General features: G+C 72.8%; 6 protein-coding genes. All 6 read right to left on the reverse strand.

Going from position 1 to position 13,127, the window contains the following annotated elements; translation table 11 throughout:
* Window positions 1-10 precede the first annotated feature (10 nt).
* Window positions 11-1,417, reverse strand: coding sequence for a vWA domain-containing protein (locus ACZ5VC_RS22395; RefSeq protein ID WP_469121799.1), 1,407 nt, complete (start codon window positions 1,415-1,417; stop codon window positions 11-13).
* Window positions 1,414-2,259 (reverse strand): AAA family ATPase, encoded by an 846-nt coding sequence (locus tag ACZ5VC_RS22400; RefSeq protein ID WP_469122121.1) that lies wholly within the window; start codon window positions 2,257-2,259, stop codon window positions 1,414-1,416. Before ACZ5VC_RS22400 ends, ACZ5VC_RS22395 begins: the two co-directional genes overlap by 4 nt.
* A gap of 304 nt (window positions 2,260-2,563) precedes the next feature.
* Window positions 2,564-3,622, reverse strand: coding sequence for a trypsin-like serine peptidase (locus tag ACZ5VC_RS22405; RefSeq protein WP_469121800.1), 1,059 nt, complete (start codon window positions 3,620-3,622; stop codon window positions 2,564-2,566).
* 1 nt (window position 3,623) lies between these two features.
* Window positions 3,624-9,053: a trypsin-like peptidase domain-containing protein gene (locus tag ACZ5VC_RS22410; protein WP_469121801.1), complete on the reverse strand. Its 5,430-nt coding sequence runs from the start codon at window positions 9,051-9,053 to the stop codon at window positions 3,624-3,626.
* 121 nt (window positions 9,054-9,174) lie between these two features.
* Window positions 9,175-9,855, reverse strand: a complete 681-nt coding sequence (locus ACZ5VC_RS22415; RefSeq protein ID WP_469121802.1) for an SDR family oxidoreductase — start codon at window positions 9,853-9,855, stop codon at window positions 9,175-9,177.
* Between the two features lie 42 nt (window positions 9,856-9,897).
* Complete coding sequence (locus ACZ5VC_RS22420; protein ID WP_469121803.1) at window positions 9,898-13,008, reverse strand: helix-turn-helix transcriptional regulator; 3,111 nt, start codon at window positions 13,006-13,008, stop codon at window positions 9,898-9,900.
* Between the last annotated feature and the right edge of the window lie 119 nt (window positions 13,009-13,127).

The raw sequence follows: 13,127 nt of genomic DNA on the forward strand, positions 1-13,127 counted from the left end.
GGCGAAAGCCTTAGACGGGAAGAAGTCGGGCAATCAGGGTGCTGAGCTGGTGGGCGTTGCGGCACGGGTGCATCTCGACCAGCGCCGCGTAGGACAGGGCCGCCGAGTCGCCCGTCGCCCACAGGGACATCTGCTCGGGGTTCAGCCAGTACACCCAGCGGGCCCGGTCCGCGATCCGGCGAAGCGCCGGCAGGTTCGGGTCGCTCATGTTCGTACGGGCGTCGCCGAGGATGAAGACGGCCGTACGGGGTCCGACCGCGTCGAGGTACCGCTCGGCGAACTCACCCAGAGCCGTGCCGTAGTCGCTGCTCCCGTGCCAGCCGGTCACGGCCGCCTCCGTGAGGACACGCTCGCCGAGGCCCGCCGGGTCCGCCGCACCGCGGGAGATCAGGCCCGTGACCTCGTCCACGCGGTTGACGAAGGCGAACACCCGCACCTTGCTGAACTGGTCGTGCAGCGCCTGCACCAGCAGCATCGTGAACTGGGCGAAACCCGCCACCGAACCGGACACGTCGCACAGCAGCACCAGCTCCGGCCGCGCCGGACGGCGACGGCGCAGGACCGGTCGCATCGGCACACCGCCGGTCGACAGGGAGCCGCGCAGGGTGCGACGGAGGTCGATCCGGCCCCTCGCCGCACGTCTGCGGCGGGCCGCGAGGCGCGTCGCCAGCTTGCGGGCCAGCGGGTGAACGGCCCTGCGCAACTCGTCGAGTTGGTCCCGGCCCGCGAGGAGGAAGTCGACCCGGTCGGCCGTGGTCGCGACGACGCGGCGCGCGATCTCCTCCGTCCCCCGCCGTTCGGCGACCCGACGGCGCGCCTCGGTGCGCACGCGGTCGCGGAATTCTTCGATGCGGCGGCGGATCTCGTCGTCGACCAGCCGGTCGGTGAACGCGCTCGCGTCCGCACCCTGCCGCAGGGTGGCACGCACCCGTGCGAGCAGTGTCTGCGGCCGCAGTCGGGAGAGAGTCTGGTGCGACGACCAACCGTCCGAGCCCGGTGAGGAGCCGTAGCCGCCGAGGCTGTCCACGGCCTCGGCCGCCAACCGGCTCAGCAGTGCCTGGTCGTTGGCGGCGAGCGCGGCCGCCAGCCGCTCCCGCAGCGCCGCCGTGTCCGCGTCCGTCCCCGCACGCACGTCCGCGTCCCGAGCGGTCGCCTCCGTCCGGCCGTCGCTCTCCGGGGCGCCGACGCGGAGCGGAAAGTACAGGTCGAAGACGGGGTCGAAGACCGCCCGCTGACCCTCGTGGTGCAGCAGCGTGGCGGCGAGGCCCTCGCGCATCCGCTCCCGGTCGGCGAAGCCCAGCGCCTCCAGGGCCCGCGCCGCGTCCACCGTCTCGCCCGGCCCGATCCGCAGACCGTGGCCCCGCAGCGCCTGGACGAGCCCGGTCAGCCGGTCGGACACCCCGCCCGGCGCGCTCATACGCTGTCCAGGTCCAGCTTCGCGGCAGCCTTCACCACGTCCTCCTGGTGCTTGAGGACCACGCCGAGGGTGTCCCGTACGAGCGTCTCGTCCAGGGTGTCCGCGCCGAGGGCGAGAAGCGTGCGGGCCCAGTCGATGGTCTCCGCCACGGACGGCACCTTGCGCAGGTCCATCGCCCGCAGCGCGCCCGCCACCCGCACCACGGACGCGGCGAGCGTCTCGTTCAGCCCCGGCACCTTCATCCTGACGATCCGGCGCTCCAGCTCCTCCTCCGGGAACCCGATGTGGAGGAACAGGCAGCGGCGGCGCAGCGCCTCGGACAGCTCCCGGCTGGCGTTCGATGTGAGGACCACGAAGGGGCGGCGCGTGGCGCTGATCGTGCCCAGCTCGGGCACGGTGACCTGAAAGTCGCTCAGCACTTCGAGGAGCAGACCCTCGACCTCGACGTCCGCCTTGTCCGTCTCGTCGATGAGCAGGACCTTCGGGTCGCCGCCGCGGATCGCGGTGAGCAGCGGTCGGGGCAGCAGGAACTCCTCGCTGAAGATGTCGGTGCGGGTGTCGTCCCACGACTCGTTCCGGCCCGCGGTGATGCGCAGGAGCTGCTTGGCGTGGTTCCACTCGTACAGCGCGCGGGACTCGTCGACCCCCTCGTAGCACTGGAGCCGGATCAGGCGTGCCCCCGCGACCTGGGCGACGGCCTTGGCGAGCTCGGTCTTGCCGACGCCGGCCGGGCCCTCCACGAGGAGGGGCTTGCCCAGCCGGTCGGCGAGGAAGACGGTCGTCGCGACGGCGGGCGAGGCCAGATAGCCGGTCTCGGCGAGGCGGGCGGAGACGTCGTCCACGGAAGTGAAGTATCCGGTGGCCGGGTGGTCCGCCGCGCCGGCGCCGGTGCCGCTCGCGGCCGTGCGGTTCTCGTCCCCGTGGCCTTCGGCGTCGCCGCGGTGGCCTGCGGCGGTGGGGCCTTCTTCATCGGTGAACAACAGACCTCCAGCGCGGCGGCAGCGGGTGACGGCCCTCGTACTTGATCAGCTCCCCGAGTCACTCCACAACCGGCGGGGCGGTGAATGCGGCGAAGGTCACCCGCCGCGCTGAGAGGCCGGCGCCCCCGGTGAGGTCACCCCTGGGAGGTCGCATCCAACGCCGAGGTCACACCCAGTTGACGTCGGCCCGCGTCAGCAGCGGGTCGTCCTTCAGCTGCCAGAGCGGTACGGCGAAATTGCCCGTGCGGTACCTGCCGCCGAAGTGCAGGCCGAGGACGCGGTGGTCGGCGAGGTCGAAGACCGGGGACCCGCTGTTGCCGCCCAGGGTGGAGCAGTCGTGCTTCAGCGTGAACTGGCCGGGGACGAGCTCCGTCGCCACGCCCGGCTGGAGGCGCTTCACGTTGTAGATGTCCATGAAGATCCGCCGCATGGACTCCGGTTCGTTGCGGCGGCCGTCCCAGGCCGGGTATCCGATGACATAGACGGGACGGCCCACCACGTCGGCCGGCGGTTCGGCCGCGACCGGCAGCGGGGGAGGAAGGGCCTCGCCGTCCGGGGCCGGCGCCACCCGCAGCAGCGCCATGTCGACGTCCGGGTGGATGCCGATCACCTCGGTGACCTCGTACGTGTGCGACCCGTCGGCCTCCGCCGCGCCGAGTTCCTCCGCGGTGTCGACGCAGGCCGTCATGGACTCCTGGAACGTCCAGCTGTCTCCGGCGGTACGGGTGAACTCCGCCGCGACGTGGCGGTTGGTCATCACGACCTCGGGGCCGACGAGGAACGCCGTTCCCAGCCAGTCCAGATCGGGGTGCCCGGAGACCTCCACCCGGCCCACGCGGGTGATCGAGTCCCGGATGCCGGCCCGCCGGCCGTCGAGGACCGACCAGTCGCCCTGCTGCGAGGGGAAGTCCTGTCCTTGGACGAGGATCGCGGGACGGCCCTCGAGAAGGACGATGGCCTCGACACCGAAGTACTCGTCCTCGTCGAGCGCGTCCCCGCGGCCGGCGGCCAGCTTCTCCAGTCCGGTGACGCCGGCCTCCAGGACCCTGGCGCGTTCCTCCTGGGCGAAACGCGAGATCTGTCCGGCCGGGGCCGCGTCGGCGGGGAGCTCCTGCGCCGACTCGGAGATCTCCAGCTCCAGACCCTTGCGTACGCGTTCGGCGACCTCCAGCAGGTCACCGAAGACCTGTCCGGGCCCCGTCGCCACGGGTGATCCGTTCCACATCTCACGCCACCTCCGGCTGCCTTTCCGGTTGTCGCTCCTGGATTCCCTCCGGCCGGCCCGCGGGATGTCCGTCCCGCGAAAGCGCCGACTGGGCCGCCGTGATCTCCGCGTACAGCTCCGGGTTGTGCTCCCGCACGTGGTTCAGCACGCTGCTCATCTGGGTGCCGACGTTGACGAACGCGGTCCTCCTGCCCTGGAAGTTCACGTCCTCGACGCGCCGCGTCCCCCGGTGCAGGGCGACCACCGTCCAGTCGTCGGTGAGGACGGGCGAACCGGAGGAGCCGCCCCGGGTGTCGGTGAAGTAGCGCACATCTCGCTCGTCGGCCTCGTAGACGAGGTTGTTGCGCAGGGCGACGCGCTTGGGCTGACCGCCCGGGTGCTGGATGATGTTGACCGCGACGGGCTCGTCCCTCGTCACCCTCAGGGGCTCGGTGGCGACCCGCAGGACATGGCGCGGGGGCACGCCGGGGGCGAGGCGCAGGATCGCGTAGTCGAGCTCCTCGTCCCAGGCGACGAGTTCACCGGCGCTCGCCTCCTCCGTCTCCGTCTCGTCGGCGCCGTAGTCGAAGCGCGCGCGGGAGTGGTGCGCCTGGAGCCGCAGGTCCGCGGGGTCGACGGTGGGGCGTTCGGTGGTCGTGCGGGTCCGGGCGTTGACCACATGGTGGTTGGTGACGAGCAGGTCAGGGGCGATGAGCCAGCCGGTTCCCGCGTGGGGGAAGCCGTTCGGCTGGAGCGGGGCGCCGGACTGGTACGGCAGCACCTTGAGGCGGGCGACCGCCGTGCCGGCCTCCTCGCCGCCGCGCAGGAACTCGTACGGCACCGTGTCGTCCCGGTGGATGATCTCTTCCTTGGTCTCCCCGGTGAGCGCGGGGGCCGGGATGTCCGGCTCGCCGGCCGCGTCCCGTGCCACTTGGTCCAGGGCATGCTGGAAGACCGCGAGGGGGCCCGCCTCGGCGGTCTGGGCGACGGCGTTGCGCAGCCAGATCTCCAGCGGCACGGAGCCGTCGATGAGCCGCTCCACGTGGTTCATCTCGTTCAGGTCCGAGTGGACCTGCGGCCCGGGGGCCGCGACCAGGGGCAGCGTGCCCCGGTACTTGGGCATGATGCCGTCGAGCAGGAGACGCCGTATCGAGGGATCGGTCAGACCGGCCTCCAGGGCGGCGTCCCGCAGCCGGACGACCTCTTGCGCGGGGAGATAGGTGTCGTGCATGGCTCCTCCGGCCGTGGCGGGCGGCTGCGGTTGCCCGGGCGGTTCCCGGGGCGGTTCCGGGGGCGGTTCATGGGCCGCTTCCCGATGCGGTTCTTCCGGCGCTTCCTGGTGCGGGGTCAGGGTCGGTACGTGGACGGCCGTACCCGCTCCCATCGCGGCGGCCACCCCGGAGATCAGCTCCCCGCTGCCGTCCCGTACGACCAGCAGCCGCTGGGCGAGTTCGTCGAGCGTGCCGAGTTCGCGGGCCTCGCGCAGCATGCCCGCCATGTCGGCGTAGGACGTCCCGTCGGGTCCCGCGCCGTCACTCGGTCCCGCGCCGTCGCTCTGCCCCGGGCCTGCGGGCCGTTCCGGCTGCGGGATCTGCGAGGGCCGTGGCTGCTCGGCGGAGCCGAGGGCGGTGTCGACGATCCTCAACAGGGCGCCCCGCAGCTGGGGTTGGTCGGAGAGCGTGCGGCGGATCGACTCCGCGAGGGTGTCGAGGACGCTCTCGTCGTCCGTCGGCAGCCCCACCACCTTCAGCGTGTGGTCGAGCGCTCCGGGGTCCTGTCGGCCGACTTCGGCGGTGACGGCCCGCACCAGGGCCGGCTGCTGGGCGAGCGCCTCGTCCGGCAGGTGCCGCAGCCGCCGGGCGAGCCTGTCCTCGACCTCGCTCTCCTCGGCGGCGGAGGCGCCGGTGAGCCGGGCGCGGGCCAGCATCGCGCCCATCGCCTCGAAGTCGCGCCCCAAGTGCGTGGCGATGTCCTCCGCCTCCACGAGGTCGTGCTCGGCGGCCTCGACGTCACCGCCCTCCTCCGCGAGCCGGGCGGACAGCAGCAGAAGCTCCAACTGGAGTTCGGGACGGCCCGCGTCCTGCGCGCGGTCCACTGCCTCCTCGGCCACGGTCCGCGCCTCGGTGCGCCGCCCCTGCCGGGCCAGCGTCTCCACCAGCAGCGGATGCAGCGGGCTGCCCGGGGTCCATGGCCTGCGCTCGGCGAGCCGTGCGGCGGCCGCGTCGGTGAAACCCTGCGCCAGCAGGTCCTCGACCTCGCGGGCCGCGATCCGCTCCCAGTCCTCCTGATCGGCCTCGGCCATGACCTGGTCCGGGGTGTGCCCGCCCAGATGTCCGGTGAGGAAGGCCGCCGAGCGCGCCGTCATGTCCTGGGCGGCCTCCTCGAGATAGCGCTCCACACCGGGCGTCCAGCGCTCCTCGACCGCGCGCGGGTTCTGGTTCAGCCGCAGCCGGTGGTAGATCTCCTCGGCGCGGTTCTCCGGCCCTTCGCGCGCGGCGTAGTAGGCCACGGCGCGCTGCCCGACCCTCCGCATCACATCGGTACGGTCCTGCTCGGCCAGGCGCAGCATGATGGCGCGCAGGTCGGAGCGGTGGCGTACGGCCTGCGGCCCGGCCGGTTCCACGAGGTCGAGGCGGGACAGCAGCCCGAAGAGACGGCGGGCGTCGTCGGGGGAGAGCGGTGCCAGCCCGCAGGGCTCGGCGAGGACCTCCGCGATCAGGTCGGGGGTGATGGTCCGCAGCGCCATGCCCGCCTGGGCCAGTTCACGGACGTCGCGGTTCGGGATGTGCTGCAGGATCCGCTCGTAGAGCGTCCCCTGGACGAGCATCTGATCGACCTTGCGGTAGAAGTACCGCCGCCGGGCGGGCAGGCTCTCGACCAGTTCGCGCAGTGACCGGGCCTCGCCGCCGGCGAGTACCGCCGCCCGAGCGGCCAGTTTCAGACTGAGCGGATGGCCGCCGACCCGCTCGGCCAGCGCCCGCGCCACTTCGGCGTCCTCGACGCCGCAGGACGTCAGCAGCCCGACGGCGGCCTGCATGTCGAGGTCGCCGAGGGCGATGGTGCGGGGCGCCATGACCTGTGCGGGGTGGCCGACCGGCGCGCGGCCGGAGACGATGAACCGCAGCCGGGGGCAGACCTCTTGGAGCGCGGCCCAGATGGCCCACATGCGGCCGATCACCGGGGAGCCGCGGTACTGGGCCTCCTCGAACGAGTCCACCGCGATCACCAGGGGCGGCCCCGCCTCACCGGCGGGCGTCGCCACCGCCCGTACGAGGATCCGGCCCACCCGCCGCACGAGATCCGTCTCGCGCGCGCTCGCCAGGACATGGAACCCGGACGACGACGCCCGGCCCAGGGTAGGCCGTGTGGTGGACAGTTCGAACAGCTCATCCACCTTGCTCTGTTCGACCCTCTGTGTTCCGGCCGTGAGCTCGCACTCGTCCGCCACCGCGTCGAACTCGCCCCGGAAGTCCGGGTACTGGATGCCGAGCTGCCGCGCGATCTCCGCGATCAGCGTGGCCGGCTCGTGGATCGAGAGGGTCGGCCGCTCGAAGTCGACGTAGGCGAAGGGGAATGCGGACCTGAAATCGCGCAAACTGTCGAGAAGGAACTTCGCGAGGAGCGTGCTCTTGCCGACCCCGCCGAGGCCGTGGATCACCAGCGGCGGCTCGGGAGTGCGGGTGACGGCCCGCATGATCCCGTGTCTCGTCTGCCGTAGACGGGCGGAGGGGGAGTCCGCGGGCAGCCCCGCATAGGTGCGCAGCTGGTCCAGTTCGTCCGAGCGGCCCTGGAAGGAGCCCCGCACGAGCCGTTCCAGCGGTTGCACCAGCCTCGCCCTCTCCAGGCGCCGCTGGATGTGCTCGACGTCCGGCAAGCCCGTCATCCCGGGGACCAGGGAGAGCCACAGCACCGCCTGGAGCGTGTCGGCGAGCTCGTCGACGCTCTGTCCCTCCACGTCGGGGGGCGTGCCCGACAGAAGGGCGAGGGCGGTGCGTTCGGGGCCCGGGCCCTCGGGGATCTGACCGAGGTTGGCTTCCAGGGCGCGCCGGGCGGCCTGCGGGCCGTCGAGACCGCGCAGCGCCGTCTCCCGTACGCCCGGCTTCAGCACCCAGGTGGTCGTGCGGCGCGTCCCGAGGGAGGTGCAGTCGTGTACGAGTTGCAGCGCCGCGCCCCCTGTCGCAGGCACCTCGTCGGGCAGCCGCAGATGCGTGGGGTCGAACTGGGTGAGCAGACAGGCGGCCTCCCGGTACAGCCTGCGAAGGTCCCGCACCGGCTCACAGGCGGTCGCGGACGCCGCCTGCAGCTCCTGCCGCAGTCTCGTGGTGAAGTCCTCGCCGGGCGCGAGCGAGCGGTGGACCCGTACCGCCTTCTCCGTCGCCGTGCACACCTTGCGCATATAGCTCTCGTCCTCCGGGCCCCCCGGCGCCTCGGCGGCGCACAGGACTGCCGTGACCGCCTCCTCCACAAGACCGGGGATCCGGGAGGGGACCGCGGGCGAGGATTCGGCGAAGAACTGGCCGAAGAAGGCACGCAGATCCTCGGGACCGGCGACCCGGGCCGTGTCCCGGCACTCGTTCTTGCGGATGTCGTAGGGCAGTTGACGCATCGTCGCCGAATAGCCGAGCAGGACCAGCCGGGGCGCGGTCTCCAGGCGCACCGGCGCGTACTCGTAGATCGCCAGGGCCAGTTTGCCGATGCAGTCCCACACGTCGGAGTTGATGTCGAGCTTGTCGCACTCGTCGAGGACGAGCCAGAAGCGCTCGTCCGCGGCGGTCGCGCGGCTGACGACACGGTGGATGGCGTCGTCGATCGACGGCAGTGGATCGTTCAACTGTGTCGGATTCAACGGCGGAATGCCGGTGCGCGGGTCGGTGACGAACTCGGCCAGCCGCTGGATCACCTTCTCGGCCCTCGACGTACGCGACAGCGTGATCCGCACGGGGCGGAACCCGCAGTGCTGTCCCAGGTGACGGATCAGGTTGTAGGTGTACGACCGTCCGCTGTCCGGATCGCCGTCGACGACCAGCACGGTCTTTTCCGGGTCGTGCACGAATTCCCGCAGACTGCCGCGCAGATCACCGCGGTCGATGAATACCTCGGTGCCGTTCTTGAGCACGCTGGTCAGGAAATGGTCCTGTGCGGAGAAATGCACGTCCTCGTCCTCGTGCAGCCTCGCCCTGAATTCCTGCGCCTCGGCGCCGGCCTGCGCCGCGCTCAGGTCGTCGAGCCTGAGCAGGGCGTCGAGGAGGCGCCGCTGGGAGGCGATGTCCTTCCTGGACGCCTGCACGACGGCGATCGCATTCTGGCCGCTCTTGGCCGTCAGGGGCAGGTCGGCGATGAAGTCCTGGGGGAATCCGAACTGTCTGAGCGGCGTATAGGGATCGGGGGTGTCAAGAAAATAGTCCCGCACCCATGTGGTGACGAGTCCCCATTCGGTATCGGTGAGCGGCATACCGCACCTACCCGGCCGCCCCAGGCGGCGTGCGACGGTCCTGACGTATATATGTCATGGTTTCACTCGGTCTGTTCCCTCGCAAGGGCGGCCAGGCGGACCTTCGCGGCTCCCGCCCCCGCTACGCGGCTCCCGCGAGCCCCGCCTTCACCTGGCGGGTGATCTCGTCGGCGAGGACCTCCTCCCGCCCGGACTCCACGGCGTCGAGGGTCTGCCGGGCCACTTCGGCGGGGCTGGTCTTGGGCTGGGTGACTCCGGCCGCCATGTCGGTGTCGATGAAGGCCGCGTGCGTGGCGACCACCAAGGTGCCCTGTGCGCGCAGCTCTTCGCGCACGGCGTTGGTCATCGCCCAGGCGGCGGCCTTGGAGACTCCGTACGAGCCGATCTGCGGCAGCGTGTGCCAGGACAGGACCGAGAGCATGTTGACGAGGGCGCCGCCGCCGTTGCGGGCCAGTACCGGCGCGAAGGCGCGGCACATCGTCAGGGTCCCGAGGTAGTTGGTGTCCAACTCCGCGCGCGCACCGTCGAGTTCGGGGGATCTCAGCAGTGAGTTGCCGCGCAGGATCCCGGCGTTGTTGATCAGGAGCGCGGTGTCGCCGCAGCGCTGGGCGGCGGCGGCGACCTGCGCGGGATCGGTGATGTCGAGCGGTACGGGTACGAGGCCCGGGTCGGTGACGGTGGCGGGGTCACGGACGCCGGCGTAGACGGTGCGCGCGCCCCGTTCGAGCAGGGCGAGCGCGAAGGCGCGCCCCAGGCCCCGGTTGGCTCCGGTCACCAGTGCGGTGCTGCCGGCGATCTGCATGAGAACTCTCCAGGGTGGGTGAGTTGGGAAAGTGAACTCACCCTAACCCTGCGAGTTTGGTTTTCCAACCCACTCGGAGGTGTGGGGCAACGCGGTCGCCAGCTGGGCCCGTGACCGCACGTCCAGCTTCTGGTAGATGCGCGTCAGCCGTGCCTCGACCGTCTTCACACTCAAGTACAGCTTCGCCGCCGCTTCCTGATTGCTCGCCCCCTGGCCCACCAACAGCGCCAGCTTCATCTCCGCCTCCGTCAGGGAGGCCACGGCGTCCCCGGACGCGGGGGCCGGATCGGTGACCCGGGCCGCCGGGGTCTCCGTCGTCAGCGCCAGCCACGGCGCCGCCCCCGCCCGCTCGAAGACCGCCGCGGCCGCCTGCAGCGCGCTCTGCGCGGCGGAGCGTCTGCGGCGCCGGCGCTCCACCCGGGCCAGCGTGATCAGCGCCCGCCCGCGCTCCAGCGGAAGACCCGCCGCCGCGAACCGCTCGGCGGTCCGGCCCAACGACTCGGTCGCCTCGTCGGACCTGCCGGTCGCCGCCAGGTACTGCGCGTACGCGCGGTCGCAGCCGAGGAGCACCGACGTACGCCCCAGCCGCTCCGCCACCGGCCGCACCTCCGCGAGCAGGGCGGCCGCCTCCTCCGGGCAGTCGTTCGCCAGCAGCGCCTCCGCCAGCTCCTCGTGCCAGCGCAGCATCGACGGATCGACCGCCGACTGGGCCCGCTCGTCCGCCTGCACCCGGCGGAGGGTCTCCAGGGCGGTGGCCACATCGCCGTCGACCAGCTGGACCCGGCCGAGGGCGTACAGGCTGCGGGAGAGGAAGACATGGTCGCCCTCCTCCTCCGAGGCCTGGACACTGCGCCGGGCGTAACTCGCCGCCCGGGCGAACGAGCCGCCCGCGGTCTCCGCGAGCGCCAGCGTGTACCAGGCCGGGCCGGGTGACAGGCCCGCCTCCAGGGTCAGGGCGAGGGAACGCCCGGCGTGCGAGAGCGCCGCCGCGCAGTGCCCCTGACGCGCCTCGATCTCGGCGAGCGTGTGGAGCAGCTCGATGGAGTCCTCCACCGTGCCCCGCCGCTCGACCAGCGGCAGCAGGGCGTTCAGCTGATCGCGGGCATCCGTGAGCCGGTCGTCGAACAGCGCGTGCCGGATCGTCAGGATCTGCGCCGAGTTGTGGATGCCCAGCGGCCGCTCCACCATCTCCAGCGCCCGCGCCTCGGTGAGCACCCGCTCCGCGTCCGGCGACCCGAGGGCGCGGTCCATGCGCGCCTGTACGGTCAGCGCCCTGGCGGCCGTCTGCCGGTCGCCCACCGACCCGGCGAGCGCGGCGGATTCGACGGCGGCGGCACGGGAACGCACCGGATCGCCGTCGGCCAGGACGTACTTCACCGCGAGACGCAGCTGCACCGCCGCCCGCAGGGCCGTATCACCCTCGGAGTCCTCCATGGCGTGCACGTACATCTCGTCCAGATCGGTGAGCCCCTGGCCCGCCGTGTCGAGGACCGCGAGACGCGCGCGGACCCGGTCGGCCGGTGTGGCGTCCCGGGCCAGCAGATCCGTCGCGGCGCGCATCGCCAGATCGGCGCGGGCGGCGCGGGCCGCCTCCTCGGCGGCGTCCACGAGGCGGGTGATCCGCTGCTCCCCGTTGTTCACGGGTGTCGACTCGGCGGCGAGCAGCGCCAGCTCGGCGGCGAGCGCGCTGTTGCCGCGGCGCCGCGCGGTCTCGGCGGCCGCCGCGACCTCCGCCGCGAGGTCCTCGTCGGGGATGTCCGTTGCCAGCGCCCGGTGCCGTACGGCCTCCACCGGGTCGTCCACGACCCGGGCCAGCGCCGCGTGGCCGGCACTGCGTTCGGTCCAGCAGGCGTCGTGCACCAGGGTCGAGGGCAGGACGCCGGCGGTGAAGCCGACCGTGCCGTCCTCCTTGAGGGAGATCAGGTTCGCCCGCTCGGCGGCGGCGAGGTCCGCCTCCGCCGTGGGGCGGCCGGTGCGGCGGATCAGCGACGCCGTCGGACGCAGCGCCAGCGCGGCCAGCAGCAGCGTGGAGCGAACGGCGGGCGAGGCGACACCGAGGAGCTGGCGGGCCAGATCGCGGGCCCGCCCGGACAGCGACAGCGCCTCGGCGTGGTGCACCGGCGTCCGCGCGTCGGCGAGCGACCGGCCGACGGCGAGCGCGAGCCGCGGATTGCCGCCGCTCGCCTTGTGGATCCGGCCGGCCATGCGTGACGGCAGCCGGTGGTGGATGAGCAGCTCGGCGATCTCGTCCGCGTGCAGCGGCGGTACGAAGAGCACATCGGCCTCGGACGGCACCCACAGGGGTTCCGGGTCCGCAGGCTCGCCCGTGGCCGACGCCTCCGGGCCGTACGCCGTCGGGGTCTCCACGGCGATCGCGCGCAGCGAGGGCGGGGCCAGGTGCAGGGCGAAGCGCAGCAGATCGGCGCTGTCGGGGTCGATGCGCTGGACGCCGTCCACGACGAGAAGGACAGGGCCGCGCGCGGTCAGCGTCCGAAGGATCTGGGCGAGGGCGAGCCGGAGCGCGATGGGGTCCCAGCCCGTGTCGGGAATGGGTGCTTCGCGGCAGAGCATGGCGACGGCCGTGCGCTGCGGGCCGGGCAGCCCGTCGAGGATGTCGTAGGGGCCGAAGCCGGCCGTGGGGGCGGCGTCGGGCCCCGGGTGGGACGCGGACGCGAAACCGGAGCCGGCGGCGGAACCCGGACCGGACGCGAGGCCGGAACCGGCGACACCCGGCGCGGGGGCGAATCCGGGACCTGAGCCGTGGCCGGCGGCGGTGAGCGAACTGCCGGAAGCGGGCGCCGGCGCGGCCCCCGCCCCTGGGCCCGGCGCTGCGCCGGCCGGGCCGTACCCGGAGCCGGATGCTCCGCCCGGCGCGGGCCGGCCTGCGGCCCATGACGCGGACGCCGACACCGACGCCACCAGCGCGGCGGCGGCCGCGCCCGGTATGCCCCTGTCGGCGGGGAGCGTGGCGAGCCAGAGCACGGTCTCGCCACGGGCTTCGGCGCGTGCGGCGGCGGCCAGCGCCAGTTCCGTCTTGCCGACCCCCGCGGGACCGGTGAGCAGGGCGCGTCCACGGGTGTGCAGGACCCGGTCCAGCCGCCTGATGAGTTCCGCCCGCCCGACGGGCGCGGGACGGTACGCCGCCGACGTCACCTACCCACCACCACCTTCCGGCGTGCGCGGGCCCCCTGCCCGTTCGAGCAGAGGATACGAAGCAAGTGGCTCCCGTCCAGGCCCCTCGTCCGGCATACGGACAGGTACAGACCGGACGG

Source organism: Streptomyces sp. NPDC033174 (assembly GCF_055577795.1).